Below are 16,962 nucleotides of genomic sequence, written 5' to 3'. Positions count from 1 at the left end.
AACTCCCCTTACTTTATGAGATTGTTGCGAATTGCCTTCATAACATGTACAGCTTCAAGTAGTTCCTTCTCAGAAACACCCTTTATTATTTCTTTTTCAAATTCATCAACCGTTTTCCGGACATCTTGATAAACTTTTTTACCTAGAACGGTAAGCTGCATTCTCTTTTCTCGCTTGTCTTTCCCGGGAATGTGCTCCACATAACCAAGTTCTTCTAACCGATTAATGGTTCTTGTAACCGTTGGCTTTTCAACGCCAAGATAATTAGAAATTTCCACTAGTGTGGGAGAACCAAAATTTACAATATAGTAAAGAATGGACCATTGCGCCCGATAAAGCTGATGTTTACTAAGCTCAACATTCAGCTGACTTTCAAAAGGACGGTACAATTGCGTTAGTTGTTGGAAGAATAATTGAAATGTCTCGATGGGAGTTCACTCCTTTTTGAAAAATAGTTATCGAGGGTAACCATTTGATAATGGTAACAGAAATCCTTGTAATAGTCTATGGTAAAAACAATGAAATAGTAAAAAAGGCGTTGTAAAACTGTTTCCAGTTTACACGCCCATTCATGTCGCTAATGCACTAAGAGTTAAGAACATGATTTTCATGCTCTTTCACTCTGCTAATAAAAAACAATGCAACCATTAGGCTACCAGCTGCAGCTAAAAACAACACACTAAACCCAAACAGGTCAATTAAATAACCTAGAGCCGGTGGGGATGTAATGGCTGCCAGTGAGGAAACCAAATAATACAGCCCCGTTCTCGTTCCAAAGCTTTTTTCACTTCCAGTAGAAACAATAAAAGGGTATGCGTTAATATTAACAAAAGCCCAAAAGATGCCTCCTAAAAATAAAATTGCTCTTAAATAAAACACCGATACTACCCAATTCAACAGCAAAAATGCAACAATTAATCCGATAACTCCCATTACAATCACGTTTTTCTTACCAATTTTCGCACCCAGTAGACCGCTGGGAATCGCGGAAATGACAAAGCTTAAAGAAAAAAATGTTAACGAAAACGCTGAGGCACTTTTGGAGAGGCCTAATTCGTTCACTCCATATAAGGTAAATAAAGCCTCCATTCCCTGGATCGCAATAAACCAAAAAAAGATCGCGGCTAATAGATAAAGAGTAGAAGAGTTCAATTCTTCCTTGTAATTAACTTTCGGGACAGTTGTTTCTGTATAAGAAAGGGAATCACGGTGCTCTTTGATATGTTTAAACACGATCCATAAAGTGATTAAAAAGATGATGGAAACGGCGATAAAAGGAAGGGTCTCATCAACACTAAATAAATACGATCCGATACTAAACGCCAAAATTGCCCCACAGCCACCCATAAAATTGATGATTCCATTCGCATTTGTTCGATTATGTTCAGGAGTGATATCGGGCATTAATGCAATTGTCGGGGAACGGAACACCGCCATTGACAAGTTCATGCATAGCATGAAAATGAGTAAGGAAACTAAGCCTGTGTGAAGGGGAATCAGTGTATAGAAAAGGGCAGCTAGTGGAACTCCAATAAGTAAATAAGGCATCCTGCGCCCAAAACGTGTCCGAGTTCGGTCACTTAGTTGACCAATATATGGCTGTAAAAAGAGAGCGATATAATTATCGATGGTCATTAGAAACCCAATTAAAGCCGTACTCGTAATAAAATTATCCAGAAAAAAAGGAACAAATCCATTATATAAAGACCACCCAAGACTAATGCTAAAGAAGCCAAACCCTAACAACCATGTTTTTCTCATTTGCGCTCTCCTTGATGTGAAATAAAAACAGTAGTACTAATTTATGCGTGGGAGTAGTACTTTTTGCATGTTTTCTATTTGCAAATACAGAGGGTGTTTCATTTGTTTAAAGCATGAAAATATTGTATCGTATGTGTTATATGTGAATACAGACAAAAGTAAAACAGAAAGTAGGAATTTGAAGTGAAAGAACGAAGTCTTATTTTTTTTGACATAGATGGAACTCTCTTGAATCATAAAAAACAGCTACCAGCCTCAACAAAGGAAGCCATTTTTAAACTAAAGGAACTTGGACATGAAGTAGCCATTGCTACAGGTCGCGCTCCATTTATGTTCGAAGACCTGCGTGAGGAGTTAGGAATTGGGACGTATGTTAGCTACAATGGTCAATACGTTGTGTTAAACGGAGAAGAAATCTTCACAAATCCATTGAACGAAAAAGCTCTTTTACAGCTAACAGAAACAGCACTTGCCAATAATCATCCTATTGTCTATATGGATCACGAGGACATGAAAGCAAATGTTCCGGAACATGAATTTATTACGGAGAGCATTGCAACGTTAAAAATTAAAAGCTTTCCTACATATGATCCAAAGTATTATGAAGGACGTAAATTGTTCCAATCGCTGCTCTTTGTCCAAGAAGGAGAAGAAGGGCAGTACGAAGAAGGGTTCAAGGACTTTGACTTTGTGCGCTGGCACCCGGTTTCTGTTGACGTCCTCCCAAGTGGTGGGTCAAAAGCCAAGGGAATTGAAAAGCTTGTTGAGAAATTAGGAATTCCTGAAGAACGAGTATATGCGTTTGGTGACGGATTAAATGATCTGGAGATGCTCACCACGATTCACAATAGTGTAGCTATGGGCAATGGAGTTGACGAAGTGAAGGAAGTTGCCAAATATGTAACGAAGTCTGTTGAAGAAGACGGAATTTTACACGGATTAAAAATGGTAGGGTTGTTATAAGGATGTAAGAAGATCGAGATATTCTTGATCTTCTTTTTTATGGTTTTGTAAGAAAATTGGGAATTTCAATGTCAATCTTTGTTTGTTTATTTTATAATAGAAATAGAGTTTATTTCGATTGACGAAACATTTATCAAAAGGGGGAATTTAAAAATGGCATTATTACGATCAGAGGTGCCTGTCGAACAAACGTGGAACCTAGAAGATTTATTTAAAACAGACGAAGCATGGGAGAAGGAACTTGCGTCAGTCCAATTGGACATCCAAACCGTCACACAATACAGGGGACGTGTTGGCGAAACAGCAAAAAACTTGTTCGACTGTTTAGTAGCAATGGATGCCTTGCAAGAAAGAGTGATGCGGGTGGTGAGCTATGCAGATCTCCATATGTCCGTTGATGGAACAAACTCCGTGTATCAGGCAAACGCGGCCAGAGCTGCATCGTTACTTTCAAACGTGAGAGCTAGTCTTTCATTTATAAAATCAGAATTGCTTGTACTAGACGCAGAAACGATTCGTACATACATGAAAGAAGAAAAAGGGTTGGAGGAATTCCAGAAAACGTTAGCAGATATACTTGAAGCAAAGGAACATACTCTATCACCAGATGCTGAGGAAGTATTAGCTGCTTTTGGTGAGGTCATGGATTCTCCATATATGGTTTATCAAAGAAGTAAAACGTCAGATATGAAGTTCTTGCCCTTTACGACGGATGATGGGGTCGAACATCCACTCACCTTTAATTCATTCCCAAAATATGAGGACTCAGCGAATACGGAATTGCGTCGTAAGGCATCCACGGCTTTTGCAGAAACGTTGGATAAATATAAAAACACTTATGCGGCTACATATGCTACAGAGGTGAAGAAGCAGGTGATTGAAGCTCGTTTACGCGGGTTTGAGTCTGTAACAGAGATGCTACTCGACGAACAACAGGTTACAAAGGAGATGTACAATAATCAGCTGAAGACAATTCAAACTGAATTAGCACCGCATATGCGTCGCCTTGCAAAATTAAAGCAACGCGTATTAGGGCTCGAGAAAATGTACTATAGTGATTTAAAGGCACCGCTTGATCCAGATTTCGACCCTGAGGTTACGTATGAAGAGGCTTCAAAGCTAGTTCTTGATGCCTTACAGGTGATGGGACCGGAATATATTGAAATTATGGAGGAAGGAATTCATAACCGTTGGGTTGACCTAGCTGATAACGTTGGAAAGCGATCTGGTGCGTTTTGCTCAAGCCCGTATGGCGCCCATCCGTACATTTTAATGACATGGAATAATTCAATGCGTAATACATTTACCCTTGCTCATGAACTGGGACATGCTGGGCACTTTGTATTAGCGGGGCGCAATCAACGAATTTCAAACACACGACCTTCTCGATATTTTATCGAGGCGCCATCGACAATGAATGAGATGTTGTTAAGTAGACATATACTGTCTCAGTCAAATGATGATCGCATGAAACGCTGGGTGATTTTACAATCGTTAGGCACCTACTACCACAATTTTGTGACACATATTCTTGAGGGTGAACTACAGCGACGTATATATGAGTTAGCACATAATGGTACCCCTATTACGGCCAACATTCTCTGTGAACAAAAAACAGAGTTACTTTCCGCATTCTGGGGAGAAGAAGTCGAAATGGATGATCTAGCTGCACTAACATGGATGCGTCAGCCACATTATTACATGGGCTTATATCCGTATACGTATTCCGCTGGGCTAACCGCTTCAACAGCAGCTTCTCAAATGATTCAAGAGGAAGGTCAGCCTGCAGTAGATCGTTGGCTATCTGCATTAAAAGCGGGTGGAACACTAAAACCACTACAGTTAATGAAACTTGCAGGAGTAGACATGTCAACACCAGAGCCAATTAAAAAGGCTGTAGCCTATGTTGGTTCATTAGTGGATGAGCTTGAAAATAGCTTTTAAGTTAATTCAGCAGAAGTCAGCTACTTCTGCTAAATTAACTTAAAGCCTCCGGCGGATGCCACAGATTTTCAAAGGAATCTATTCGAGCATAAGATCAAGGACTACGAACGCCACATCCTGTGGCAATAAAATCTGCGCAAATACGCCAAAGCGTATTTGATTGATTTTCACGTGTAAAAATGGAATCGCAACATATCCTAAGGAAAGTGAAATTTCATGATTGTCTAATGATTCATTTGTTCGCCTATGTAGTACAATAGTAGTAAAAGATGCAGAACAATAAAATGGGGGATTCACATGGACGAAATGGAAAAGCATTATTCGGATGAAAAGTTTTGGGAAAAACTTAAAAAATTCGCTCTAAGAGCAGGTCATTCTGTGGTATATACGGCGCTTTTGCTTTACTATGTGCTACAAAAGCCTAATCTACCTGCAAAAGCAAGAGTGACGATACTTGCTGCGTTGGGCTATTTTATTTTGCCGGTTGACCTCATTCCAGATCTCGCTGTAGGTATTGGTTTTACAGATGATCTTGGGGCTTTAGGTGTTGCGCTTTTCCAAGTAGCCATGCATATTGATGAAGATGTCAAAGCAAGGGCTAAAGCAAAGCTTGTTGACTGGTTTGGCGATGATGTCGATACTTCAGATGTAGATGAAAAACTTTAGAATATGTTAGAGAAAGAACTACCCTATTTTGCCTGGGGTAGTTCTTTTAGTAAGGTGATGGAACGTGGTGTTTTCGGTTCATAATGTAGCATCCCTTTTTCCTTGAGACGATCAAGATATGCTTTGATTGTGCTTGTTGAGCTTACAGATATACAAAGTCTTGAAAGCTCACGCATCGTCGGAGCTTTGTGGTGTTTCCTCATATATTTTACGACTTGTTCATATATTTCTTGTTCAGTATGTTCCATTCTCATTTGTAGTGTTCTAATTTGCAAATTTCACAACTCCTTTGTTCCTCGGTACGGCTGCTGATAAAATGCTATCTATTTTAAAGGTTCTTTTTTTATTACGAAGCAAGCAAAAAGCTTTAATTGTGGTATCCTGGATTTCTAAAACCTGAATGTTCCGCTGTGTAAGAATGCCATTTTGAGACATATAGATGATTTCGATAGGTGTGTGTTGAAGTAGGGCACGATGTAAAATCCCGCGCATGTAATCATCTCCTTTTTTATATTATATACGAACATATATTCTGTCATCAACAAAAATAAGAACATTTATTCGTATATTTTGTTAAGAGTTTTTTTAAACAAGCCTGAAATAGTCATTTCGTGGTTTTGCGGACAAGCTAGAGGGGAAAAACGCGTAAGCATGTCCCGCAAGAGTGATTTTGCGGTACAAGCTGGAGGGGAAAAACGCGAAGCATGTCCCGCAAGAGTGGTTTTGCGGTACAAGCTTGAAGGGAAAACGCAAAAGCATGTCCCGCAAGAAGGGTTTTGCGGTACAAGCTTGAGGGGGAGAACGCGTAAGCATGTCCCGCAAGAAAGATTTTGAGGGACAAGCTCGATGGAAAAACGCGCAAGCATGTCCTGCAAGTAAGACTTTGCGGTACAAGCTCGATGGAAAAAAGCAAAAGCATGTCCCACACAAGAGTGACCTCACGAAAACACCCGCCTCCCAACAGGAGGCGGGTCGTAAAATACTAACCTATGTCCACCGATAATATTCTTTAAACCAGTTCACAAACATAGTAAGTCCTTCTTCGATTGAAACCTTTGGTTGAAATCCAATCGCTTCATGCAAATCAGTAATATCAGCGTATGTTTCTTTGACATCTCCACGCTGCATCGGATACAACTGGATGTTAGCTTGCTTTCCAATTGCATTTTCCAAGGTCCTAATGAAATTAATTAGGCTTACAGGACTGTTATTGCCGATATTATAAATTTTATAGGGGGCATTGCTTGAGCTAGGATCTGGATCCAATGGGTCCCAGCCAGAGTTTTTAGATGGTGGGTGGTCTAGTAAACCAATAATCCCATCCACAATATCATCTATATACGTAAAATCCCTGCGCATGTCACCATTATTAAAGACTTTGATAGGTCTGCCTTCTAAAATATCTTGTGTAAACAAATAATAGGCCATATCTGGGCGTCCCCACGGTCCATATACAGTAAAAAAACGGAGCCCGGTAATCGGTATATTAAAAAGGTGGCTATAGGAATGGGCCATGAGCTCATTTGATTTTTTCGTTGCAGCATATAAGCTAACCGGATGATCAACAGAGTCTCTTGTTGAAAACGGAATGCTCGCGTTTGCTCCGTATACCGAGCTTGAGGAAGCAAACAGAAGGTGATCAACAGGATGATGGCGACAGGCTTCTAAAATATTGAGAAAGCCTACTAGATTTGAATGGACATATACTTGCGGATGATTTAGACTGTAACGAACGCCAGCCTGGGCTGCAAGGTTAATCACTATATTGATTTTCTCTCTTATAAATAGCTCGTGTAGCTTCCCAGAGTCAGCCAAATCCAGTTGATAGAATATGAAATTATTATGTTGCCTAAGCTGAAGGAGGCGGTCCTTTTTTAAGCGAACATCATAGTAGTTGTTGAGATTGTCAACACCGATGACATGATATCCCTTTTCGAGTAGACGTGTTGATAAATGATAGCCAATAAAGCCTGCAGCTCCAGTTACTAAAATGCTCATAATTCTCTAACCTTCCTTTGTTAAAGGAATGGGGGTTTTGGTCCATTCGTGATATGTTTTTGAATCCAGCCTCTTCATCTGCTCTAAAAACGCCTCAAGAAATCCTCTTTCATGTAAATCTTGAAATAACTCAAGTGGACGATTTTGGTCGTGCGTAAATGAATACACATGATCGACCATTTTAAAGCCATTCTTTGTAATAATAATATGTCGCAATGGTGCATCAATTTTCTTGAAGCCTTCCCTTTTCTGTTGTGTGAGGATATCTAATAGGTTTCTCGTAACCTCTTCTGGAAGCCTGGTTTGTTTTTTTAGATACGTATTTAGGTCTGGTCCAGATAGATATTCCATCACCACATAATTCTTCTCTGCTTCATGTACTTTTGGGATGAAAGACAAATGCTGGCAAGACAATAAAACATCTTGTTCTTGTTGAGCATGATTGATTTTTCCATAAACCTTGACACAAAGGTCATCTGATAATCGATATACAGCACCCTGATGCCCTTTTCCAATCAATCGCTGTGAGAAAGAGCTATCAACCTTCACACCATCACCACGATCGGGTTGTATGAGCATTTTCTTAAAGTTTATTTTTTCATTTAAATAGCTGTCCCACTCTTTATAAGTGTCGGGTGCTAACTTTTGGACTTGCATGAGAAAGGAATCCTTCAAGAGGAGGTATTTTAAATCTCGAATCAATTTAATCGGCACTAGATGATCTCGTTTAAAAGCATTCACGTGGTCGATTACCTTCAATTCATTGTTTACGACGAAAATATGACGAAGTGGGGCGTCTATCATCGTAAATTTTGATTCTTTAAACCCTTCTAGCATCTGTAATAGTTTCTTTGTGATCTCTTCGGGCATGAACATACTTCCAAGAAGATAGTCTTTTAAGCAAGGGCCATTCAAGTATTCCATCACCACATAATTTTCTCCTGTTTCATAGACCTTTGGCATGAAGGAGTTCTTTTTGGCGGTTCTAAAAGCCTCTTGTTCCATTTTTGCTTTATCAGGATCTACAAAAATTTTTACACATGTATTCTTGGAGAGCTTAAAGACAGCTCCTTGAGCACCCTTTCCAATGAGAGGGTATGAGGTAGGATTGTGAATTTCTAGCGACTTCTCGGATTTTGTTACAGTTATTGAAGTAAAGTCATTCATTGTGATCCTCCTAACAGTTCATCATAGAAGCGGGCTTGTTGTTTAAGTTGGGCAGTTAGTTCGAAGTTTTGCTCTACCTTTTGTCGTGCTGCAGTTGCGAAGGGTAGCCATAATGATTGGTTAGTTAACATGTGTTCTAGTGCAAGTGCAAGTTCATCGACATCGTTTTCTGGTACTAAGAAACCATCTACATTATGTGTCACTAGTTCTGGAATGCCAGCATGAGTCGTTGAGATAACGGGTGTCCCTGTTGCCATTGCTTCTTTTACCGTATTAGGAATTCCTTCAACGTCGCCGTTAGCAGCGGTTAGACTTGCCGCGCAAAAGATGTCTGCATTCTTCATGTGTTCATGTACTTGTGCTTTTGGTAGATGTTGTAGCAACCGAAAGGAATCACTTAAATTTAATTGGGATGCTAAACGTTTGAGGTCATCTTCCAACGGTCCACGACCGATAAGTGTTAGGGTTGCTTTTGGGAATGATTTACGGATTTTAGCAAAGGCCTGGAGCAAAACATGATGCCCCTTTTTTTCTACTAATCTTCCAATCGACAGTATATTTTGTGTGCCGGTGATTTCAGGTGACCGAAAATGAAATTGGTTAAGATCCACACCCCCATATAGCACTCTGATCTTTTCTTCGGGGCATCCCCATTCAATCATTCTCTCGGCTAAAAATTGGCATACAGGGAATAACATTTCCGTTTGTTTAAAAAGCAGTTTCATATGGTCTAAATAGGTAAAATGTTGGTCTGCCAAGGTTCCATCACGCCCTCGAATACTTGTGACCATGGGTAAACCTGTTTTTTCTTTAAAGGGAAGTACAAGAATTCCTAGTTGCCCGTGATGTGCGTGAATAAGCTTTATCTTTTGTTTTTTTACAAATTTCTTAGGTGATTCAATTTCATTTAAATAGTAAACCTTATCATTTAAGAGGGACATATCAACCATATATTTTGGCTGTCTAACTACATGAATATAATCATAGTCAGGCACATTTCGGATTTGTGGAATATATTGTGTGGGGTCTACACGTAAGTTTAAGTGCATAGCAGTAGGCAAAACTATCGACTCCTTCCATTTTGTGGTAGTCTTTTCCATTACTCTATGCACATATGTACGTAGTGTTTGGACAAAATTCCTAGATTAATAGGGTACAAATGTGGAAATAAAAAAACACCAGGTGAAAAGCCTGGTGAGTTAGGGTTTAGTTGTTATGTTTGGAGTAGTATGTTGTGAGGGTTCCGCAATTCTTTTCCCTTGGACACCGCCCGTTTCCAGCAAATGAATGATTTGTTCAAGATGCTCTTCTTTTTCAACAACAACGAAATTGACCAATGGAAAAAATCCTTTTACCTTAATCGCTAGCTTGTAGCCAAAATTCATTCGGTCATTCATGCCGTACAAATCATGCCAACGCACAATTCGTTCAACCTCATATTCCTTGACTCGGCTATAAGTAAAATATCGTCCCTGTAGGATAATGCCCTTTGGTAATATAAAGAGATTCCCGCGGTGGCGAATAGCACTGATGATGACAAAAAAGAGATAGGCCATCGAGAAGAAGGAGGACCCTAAAAAGTCAGTTGTCAGGATGACAATTAGTAATCCTAAAAGGACCACGATTGCAACAACGGTTCCCCATTTAACAAATTTATAAGATCTAGTTGATTTAGAAAGTGGTTCCATTTCCCTATACTCAGTAGGAATAAAGATTCCGCGAAATTCCTCTTCTGTTTTTGGAAAAAGAGCTTCTTTTGAAAGATCGACAGCCTTTTTGATACTCATTCTATACTGAATTAAGTAATATACCCCTAGTATGTAAACAATGGTGAAAAAGAAATTGAGAAACAAGCCATCACCCGCCCTGAATTGACATTAAATTCTATCTCTATTTTTTCATAAATAAGCCTTTTTGAAAAGGAAAAAGACCACATTGTTGTGGTCCCAGAGTGTAGACAAAGTCATTGCTGACTTTGTCTACACGATTTATTACAGGATATCTAGTAATAAATTACTCCCCCAGACTGTCTTGAAAACGCTTGTCAGACAAGGCGTGCAGCCGATCGAAGACGCGAATAGAAGTTGCCTTCATGAGCGGACGAGAGAGGCAAGCAACGAAGTATGCGAGCGTTTGTCAACAGTCTGAGACCACAATGTTGTGGTCCTTCATGTTCCTACGCTCGTTTTGCGTCTTCCACGATATGGTAAAGCAGGTGGGCAAGGTGATGGATAGGTCCATATTCTTGCTCTTCGTCCTCTGATTCTTCATCTGAGAACTCAAGGTCATTGAGATACAATGCCATAAATTCATAGAAATCCTTAAGCTCAAATTCGAAACAGTAGGATGGGTCTTCACTTTCTTCTTCATATTGAAGGGCAAGGTAATGGATATTTCCATCGGCATCTTCACCATCGAAAAAGACGAAAAAACCAATATTCGTATCTAGCTCAAATAGGTGTCGTGTGCCACCTTCTGTTACTCGATTAAAATCTTCTTCTTCAAGAATATCGACTTTCATTGCTTCAACTGCATCTTCCTTATGAAACGAAACAGAAATTGACTTCATTGATTACACCTCCTTGGTATCCTCTATAGAATGTACAGAAAAAAGCAAACAAAATCAAATTAGTGAAAAAGTTATTTCGATATAGTTGTTATACTATTCGTAATTTAGTAGACTTTATATATATTTCTAATTTTTGTAAAAGGAACGAGAAGCTAATGAAAACTTCATTTTTAAAAGTGGTTTGGAAGCAACTGGCATTGTGGTTTATCTCAACAATTCTTCTGTTGTTGATTATCTTTATTCCGCGTGATGTCATATATGAAACTAGTAAATATGGAGATATACAAAAAATTGTATATGACTATAGTGTGGCGCAACATGTTGGCAATATAAAAGAGTTTTTTACATTTCTACAAGAAAATCATGGTTTAGGTTTTTATTCTGATGGGGATTCAGTTGAGTCCCATGTGTTAACAACCTCAGGAAGAAGTCTTTTGCTTATCATACCAGCTATTTTCATCGGTTTCTTTTTAGGAATCATAAAAGGGGTTATTGATTATTTACTAAAGAATAAAAAGACTGGCGTGGGGAGTGGCATGACATGGTTTATGTTATCTATTCCAGATCTCTTTTTTATGATAGGACTCCAGCTCTTACTCATGTTCTTATATGAAATTGGGCTTTTCCCACATATTGATTTATATGGACATGAAAAGCTTGAAAACGTCATTGTGTGTATTTTGTTTTTGGCTATGTATCCGTTATTTCTAATCGCCAATATTACATACACGAGCCTTGTTGAGGAGGAAACAAAGGATCACATTAGAACGGCAAAATCAAAAGGGATTTCTCGCTTTAAAACGATTACGTTACATATGTTAAAAAACGCTTTACAGAAAATCAACGTAAATAGCAATACGATGACTTTATACGTCTTATCCAATTTATTTATAGTGGAATTCCTTACGAACTATCGTGGAGCTGCCTTTTATTTTTACAAAGCAATCGCGGCTCCAAGAAGGTTTGTTGAAGGAACCAGTTTTCATATGAATACCAATAGTGCAGTGGGATTTGTGTTCGTATTTACCATTATCATCCTGCTTTCGAATCTGTTATTTCTATGGCTAAGTCATTTGGTATCGCCGAAAGGAAAAGAAGCATGAAGAATCCATCACTTACAATTGGAACATTAATTTTAAGTCTTATCATACTAACCGCCATTTTTGGTCCTTATCTTCCGTTTGTTGATGAAGATTTAACGGAGCATCTATACCTAAAATATGAAGATGGAACGATGGTAACACCACCGTTTTCACCATCGGAGGAATTCCTGTTAGGAAGTGACCGAAAAGGTGTTGATTTATTAAGTAGACTGGTCATAGGGACCAGAGAAACACTTCTTATTATCTTTAGCGTAGTGATCATCCGGATGTTGCTTGGGGCTTTTTTGGGGATGGGGGCCTTTTATTCACGGCTTCTAAAAGGGGTATTGCAGATTTGGCATCAGCTATTTTCATATATTCCCTCTATTTTTTTGCTTGTCATGATTGTAGGGATCCCCTTCTTTTTATACTCACCGAACCGACCGTTTTGGTTTATCCTTGTTTTGGCTTTAATAGAGGTTGGTAGAGTAGGAGATGTCATTTTCAAATATGTGAGTGATATTGCCGCTAAGCCCTATTATGAAGCGGGCATTGTTACGGGAGGTTCTCCGTTTCGTTTATCGAGACGTTATTTATATCCAAATATGAAACCGCAACTCATAACACTTATTGCAAATGAGTTAGGACGAACCTTATTTCTAATTGCCCAGCTTGGGATTGTTGGGATCTTTATTAGTGTGGCATTCGAAAATGATGCATCAGGTGCGATTTATGCCGTAAACACTTCGGATTCCTGGCCTTTGGTACTCTCGACGATTCTAAAAGACATGTGGGGTGTGAAAATCATTCCATTCAGTGCTATTTTCTTAATTTCCATCACGGTTCTATCGTTTTATTTAATTGGAAACGGGCTAGTAAAGAAAACAAATAAGAAATAAATGAGGGGGGTCATCCGTATTTTACAAGAATGATAGTTTTGAGGTATAGATATGAAAAACCTTGGCTATCCTTCTTAAAGAGGTGAGAGACGGATGAAGATGACAATTGCAATAATCCTATCGTTTGGAATACTAGCTGTTTTTTTTCCAAATAATGAAGCTACTCAAGGAAATGATCTTGGAGATATAAAAGAACTCGCGGACAAAAATAACGTTGAAATTTCATCATGGATGGCATTATCACGTGGCAAGATCGGACAAGCAAATGATCTAAAGGATATGCAACATCAAATTGACCAATTCATGAATAGTCATGATTCATATAGCTGGAAAAATGTTCTTAAAGAAGACAATAGTCATTATGTATGGCAGGGGAAAAAAGAAAATGAACACGGAATTATTGAGTCGATTAAGCTAAAAGGGTATAAATCAGGCGGAAAATACGAGATTGCGGTTACCAATGAAGCGAATGGTAAGAAGCTCACTCCAGAGCAAATAAACTGGGTTAGCGAAACCTTCGAGGACAGAAAAACTTTTTATTCCATATCAGGTGTAATGTCTTCTAAAAACAAATTAAGCTTGGTTGCGGAAAAAATCGTTGAAGATGCACAGGCAAAAGTGGTAGAACAGCTTCAGGAAGATGCTTTTGTTTCTGTAACAGCCTATTCGAAAGTTTTTAAATCGGAGTTAATGACGGCGAAACAAGAAAAAATTAACCTGCAGGTTGGTCTTAGAGCAGACATAGAGAATGAAGAAATCGATGTGACAATTGGAACACCGATTATTACAACGGAATATTAAAATTGAGGGCTTGGAATTCCAAGCCCTTTTTTCTTTACGAAAACTTTACATAATCTTATCGTTCCAATGAAAGTGAAGACTTTATAATAATAAATAGACATCATTGTTAATTATGTACAAAGGTAGGAGCCCATGGAGACAAATCATTTACGCAACTTTATACACTTTCTTGCTTTTTTAAAAAACAAAAGGGCCACATTATACCAAGAATACAAACGGGAAGAAGAACTTAAGGTTCTCATGCATAAGTCAAAAGTAACAACCATGTTTCAACCTATCCTCTCACTTAAGGAAGGCTCTACTGAAGGCTTTGAAGTATTGAACAGACCTGAAAGTACCGTACATTTTCCAACAACTGAAACCTTTTATGACTATGTAGGGGAAAGCTCTTATGTGGTTATGGTAGAACAGTTCTTACGCAATCTTTCAATTGAACGATTTGCTGAACAGATAAAAAAACAAAATGAGTGTAGGAATCCACTTGTGTTTCTTAATATCCAAACACAGGTATTGGCAGACCCATGTTGGCGGAGTGGAATCACGATGGAATTGCTTGAAAAGCATAACCTTTCCCCAAATCAAATTGTACTTGAGTTAACAGAAAAACAATCGGTCAAAAATTATCATCAATTTAAAGAATTGATTGAGCATTATCGACAGCAAGGCTTTCGAATCGCGGTTGATGATGCGGGGACTGGATATAACAGCTTACAGACCCTTGTATACCTTAAGCCTGAATTTATTAAGCTTGATAAGTCACTTATACGAAATATTCACTGTCACCGAGAAAACCAGCACTTAGTAAGGTTATTGGTAAAATATGCATTGCAGGTAGGAACAAAATTGATCGCCGAAGGCATTGAAACGGATGATGAACTTGAATTTTTGCAAAATCTGGGCGTCCATTTTGGACAGGGGTACGCACTTGGCAGACCAATGCCAGAACTGCAACAAGGAAGCATGCCTAAAGTAAGTAAGCATCATCAATTAGCGCTAACACTATAAGAGAAGACCCCTTGTTTAGAAAAGAGTCTTCTCTTTTGTTTGTTCTTCATAATCGTCTAAGGTAAGATAGATGCTATTTTTTGTTGTTTTGCAGTAGCTTTTTACTTTTGCTGATTCTAAGCTTAATTGTTCGAGGGATGTAATGGGCCGTTTGCTGTTTTGAATGACTGCAATTGAGATACTTGCCAATGGTAATTTTTCGAAGACACCTTGCCTACTTACACCAGATACATATCCTTTTATAAGATCCTCTTGTGTATAGAAAATCTTTAATGAGTCAGTAAACTGATCAATAATGCTTTCACAAATGGACTGATAGTGATGATGTGGTATAGTTGCAATAAAATCGTCTCCACCAATATGTCCAATAAAGGAGGGCTCATTTTCAGTGGTCATGACAGCATCGGTAAGAATCATTGCTGTTTCTTTGATTAATTCGTCACCCTTTGAAAATCCGTATGTATCGTTGAAGGCTTTAAAGGAATCAATATCGATATATAACACACTAAATCTTTTATAGGTTAGGACCTCTTTTAATGTTTCTTTGATCACATTGTTACCGGGTAATCCGGTTAATGGGTTAGAGTAACGTGCATTTCTAATCTGAATTTCCGCAAGTTTCATAATGAGTTCACGAATACTAACGGTTCCAAATAAGGCGTCTTCCTTTGTTACAATGACGACATCATATAAATGCTCCAATTTTCGATTCATTGCCAGAGAACTTACTTCTGTTAAAGACAAATGATAATCCACTATTAAAATTTCTTGATCCATGACTAAATCAATCGTTCGTTTCATAAAGAGGTCAAATCCATATTTGGTGGAGAGCCTTTGAAAAAAGTGAGTTTTCATTACCAGCCCTACCGGTTTTTGATCCGAGCAAACGACGATTCCCTCGATAGCAGTCTCTTTTTCGAATATCGTATAAACTTCCTCACATTTTGTTGAAGGAGACACTATGAAACTTTCTTTCGCAATTTCTCCAATCACAATGTCCATTTAACAGTCCATCTCCTATACTATTATTTTTCTAGTTGCTAATTTTAATAGGAATAGAGAAATAATACCAATTACCTATAATTAGATTATCAGTCTCCTATTAATAATTTAATGTAACAACGTTAATGTTTTGTAAATAGTGTATTAATTTTCAAATAGTTGTAAATAAAAATAAAGTTTGTACGGACTTGTTTACAAGTGAAGGTATGAGTACTTTTTTATGACTTTTTTAAATCTTGTGTTAAATTAATAGAATGAATAAACTTCGAAGAAAGGATGAACGTAATGTCACTTGAGAGTGTAAAAGAGCATTTTAAAAAATGGAACCGTGAAAAGGATGTTATGGAGTTCGAAACAGTCAGTGCAACAGTTGATCAGGCTGCTGAAACAATCGGTGTTGCTCCTGAGAGGATTGCGAAAACCTTATCTTTTCGCGGAGAGGGAGATACAGCCATCTTAGTCGTCGCAGCGGGTGATGCAAAGATTGATAATAAAAAATTCCGTCATACCTTTGGATTCAAGGCTAGAATGTTGTCTGCAGACGAAGTGGTCGAGCAAACTGGACATGTAATTGGTGGTGTATGCCCGTTTGGACTTGCAAACGATCTTGACGTGTATCTAGATGAGTCTTTGAAACGTTTTACAACCGTGTTTCCTGCATGTGGCAGCATCAACTCAGCAATTGAATTAACATGTAATGAGCTATTCCAGTATGCGGAAGCAAAGGAATGGGTAGACGTGTGCAAAGGATGGCAAACGGAAGATGCAAAGGATAAAGTAGCGGTACATAACGAATAAGTGGGTCAGAGGGCCAGGTCCGTCGTCCCACCATATTTTACTGGGGCAATTGAACTTGTCCCTGGATCCTGAGAAATGATCTTCGGCTAGGCTATGAAGAGGAAACCGTACCGGTGAGACCTTGGAAATCCTCTTCATCGAGGGTATGAAGAGGAAACCGTGTCGGTAGATCTTAAGAAATCCTCTTCATCTCGCTCAACCCGCCTATGTGTCCCAATCCGTTCCCCAGGAAAGCTTGAATTGAATATCGAACACATGCAAAGTTTGATTGGAACAAATCTAACCCATCTAACATATTCTGCTATGT

18 protein-coding genes are annotated in these 16,962 nt (G+C 38.6%); 8 read left to right on the top strand and 10 right to left on the bottom strand.

Annotated elements, in window-relative coordinates; genetic code table 11:
- Positions 1-8: 8 nt before the first annotated feature.
- Both RGU12_RS11065 and RGU12_RS11060 read right to left on the bottom strand, forming a co-directional pair.
- On the bottom strand, positions 9-389 hold the full coding sequence (locus tag RGU12_RS11065; protein WP_309536140.1) for a MarR family winged helix-turn-helix transcriptional regulator: 381 nt from the start codon (positions 387-389) through the stop codon (positions 9-11).
- Between the two features lie 196 nt (positions 390-585).
- Entirely contained in the window at positions 586-1,761 is a 1,176-nt protein-coding gene (locus RGU12_RS11060) for an SLC45 family MFS transporter (protein ID WP_309536139.1), read from the bottom strand.
- Between the two features lie 183 nt (positions 1,762-1,944).
- Here RGU12_RS11060 and RGU12_RS11055 point away from each other — a divergent pair, with 183 nt between their 5' ends.
- The 3 genes from RGU12_RS11055 to RGU12_RS11045 all read left to right on the top strand — a co-directional run bounded on the left by RGU12_RS11055 (position 1,945) and on the right by RGU12_RS11045 (position 5,334).
- Positions 1,945-2,724: a Cof-type HAD-IIB family hydrolase gene (locus tag RGU12_RS11055; protein ID WP_309536138.1), complete on the top strand. Its 780-nt coding sequence runs from the start codon at positions 1,945-1,947 to the stop codon at positions 2,722-2,724.
- 153 nt (positions 2,725-2,877) lie between these two features.
- Positions 2,878-4,668 carry an oligoendopeptidase F gene (pepF, locus tag RGU12_RS11050; RefSeq protein WP_309536137.1) on the top strand — a complete coding sequence of 597 codons (1,791 nt, stop codon included), beginning with the start codon at positions 2,878-2,880 and terminating at the stop codon, positions 4,666-4,668.
- 306 nt (positions 4,669-4,974) lie between these two features.
- The gene (locus RGU12_RS11045; RefSeq protein WP_309536305.1) at positions 4,975-5,334 is read left to right on the top strand and encodes a YkvA family protein; all 360 of its coding nucleotides are present in this window, start codon (positions 4,975-4,977) and stop codon (positions 5,332-5,334) included.
- A 23-nt stretch (positions 5,335-5,357) separates the two neighbouring features.
- On the opposite strand, the gene RGU12_RS11040 is transcribed toward RGU12_RS11045, so the two are convergent.
- The 7 genes from RGU12_RS11040 to RGU12_RS11010 all read right to left on the bottom strand — a co-directional run bounded on the left by RGU12_RS11040 (position 5,358) and on the right by RGU12_RS11010 (position 11,068).
- On the bottom strand, positions 5,358-5,609 hold the full coding sequence (locus RGU12_RS11040) for a LexA family protein (RefSeq protein ID WP_309536136.1): 252 nt from the start codon (positions 5,607-5,609) through the stop codon (positions 5,358-5,360).
- Entirely contained in the window at positions 5,599-5,826 is a 228-nt protein-coding gene (locus RGU12_RS11035; RefSeq protein WP_116354648.1) for a hypothetical protein, read from the bottom strand. Before RGU12_RS11035 ends, RGU12_RS11040 begins: the two co-directional genes overlap by 11 nt.
- A gap of 495 nt (positions 5,827-6,321) precedes the next feature.
- Positions 6,322-7,332, bottom strand: a complete 1,011-nt coding sequence (locus tag RGU12_RS11030) for an NAD-dependent epimerase (protein ID WP_309536135.1) — start codon at positions 7,330-7,332, stop codon at positions 6,322-6,324.
- Between the two features lie 6 nt (positions 7,333-7,338).
- Positions 7,339-8,499 carry a hypothetical protein gene (locus RGU12_RS11025; RefSeq protein WP_309536134.1) on the bottom strand — a complete coding sequence of 387 codons (1,161 nt, stop codon included), beginning with the start codon at positions 8,497-8,499 and terminating at the stop codon, positions 7,339-7,341.
- Positions 8,496-9,560 carry a glycosyltransferase gene (locus RGU12_RS11020; protein WP_309536133.1) on the bottom strand — a complete coding sequence of 355 codons (1,065 nt, stop codon included), beginning with the start codon at positions 9,558-9,560 and terminating at the stop codon, positions 8,496-8,498. The genes RGU12_RS11025 and RGU12_RS11020 overlap by 4 nt, the downstream gene beginning before the upstream one ends.
- A 138-nt stretch (positions 9,561-9,698) precedes the next feature.
- Positions 9,699-10,352 carry a hypothetical protein gene (locus RGU12_RS11015; RefSeq protein ID WP_309536132.1) on the bottom strand — a complete coding sequence of 218 codons (654 nt, stop codon included), beginning with the start codon at positions 10,350-10,352 and terminating at the stop codon, positions 9,699-9,701.
- Between the two features lie 323 nt (positions 10,353-10,675).
- Positions 10,676-11,068 carry a cytosolic protein gene (locus RGU12_RS11010; RefSeq protein ID WP_309536131.1) on the bottom strand — a complete coding sequence of 131 codons (393 nt, stop codon included), beginning with the start codon at positions 11,066-11,068 and terminating at the stop codon, positions 10,676-10,678.
- A gap of 155 nt (positions 11,069-11,223) precedes the next feature.
- Between RGU12_RS11010 and RGU12_RS11005 the strand changes: the two genes are divergently transcribed.
- The 4 genes from RGU12_RS11005 (at position 11,224) to RGU12_RS10990 (ending at position 14,855) form a co-directional block, all read left to right on the top strand.
- Positions 11,224-12,171 carry an ABC transporter permease subunit gene (locus RGU12_RS11005; RefSeq protein ID WP_309536130.1) on the top strand — a complete coding sequence of 316 codons (948 nt, stop codon included), beginning with the start codon at positions 11,224-11,226 and terminating at the stop codon, positions 12,169-12,171.
- Complete coding sequence (locus tag RGU12_RS11000) at positions 12,168-13,049, top strand: ABC transporter permease (RefSeq protein ID WP_309536129.1); 882 nt, start codon at positions 12,168-12,170, stop codon at positions 13,047-13,049. Before RGU12_RS11005 ends, RGU12_RS11000 begins: the two co-directional genes overlap by 4 nt.
- 93 nt (positions 13,050-13,142) lie before the next feature.
- Positions 13,143-13,850, top strand: a complete 708-nt coding sequence (locus RGU12_RS10995; RefSeq protein ID WP_309536128.1) for a YwmB family TATA-box binding protein — start codon at positions 13,143-13,145, stop codon at positions 13,848-13,850.
- Positions 13,851-13,982: 132 nt separating this feature from the next.
- Positions 13,983-14,855, top strand: coding sequence for an EAL domain-containing protein (locus RGU12_RS10990; RefSeq protein ID WP_309536127.1), 873 nt, complete (start codon positions 13,983-13,985; stop codon positions 14,853-14,855).
- Positions 14,856-14,870: 15 nt separating this feature from the next.
- Here the strand turns inward: RGU12_RS10990 and RGU12_RS10985 are convergent, their stop codons facing one another.
- On the bottom strand, positions 14,871-15,857 hold the full coding sequence (locus tag RGU12_RS10985; RefSeq protein ID WP_309536126.1) for a GGDEF domain-containing protein: 987 nt from the start codon (positions 15,855-15,857) through the stop codon (positions 14,871-14,873).
- 285 nt (positions 15,858-16,142) lie between these two features.
- Between RGU12_RS10985 and RGU12_RS10980 the strand changes: the two genes are divergently transcribed.
- Positions 16,143-16,655, top strand: a complete 513-nt coding sequence (locus RGU12_RS10980) for a YbaK/EbsC family protein (RefSeq protein WP_309536125.1) — start codon at positions 16,143-16,145, stop codon at positions 16,653-16,655.
- The last annotated feature ends 307 nt before the right edge of the window (positions 16,656-16,962 follow it).

It is taken from the genome of Ferdinandcohnia sp. QZ13 (assembly GCF_031324165.1).
Taxonomy (GTDB): Bacteria; Bacillota; Bacilli; order Bacillales; family Bacillaceae_L; genus Ferdinandcohnia.
Note: the sequence above shows the minus strand (reverse complement) of the source record. Positions and strands in the feature narration are given on the sequence as shown.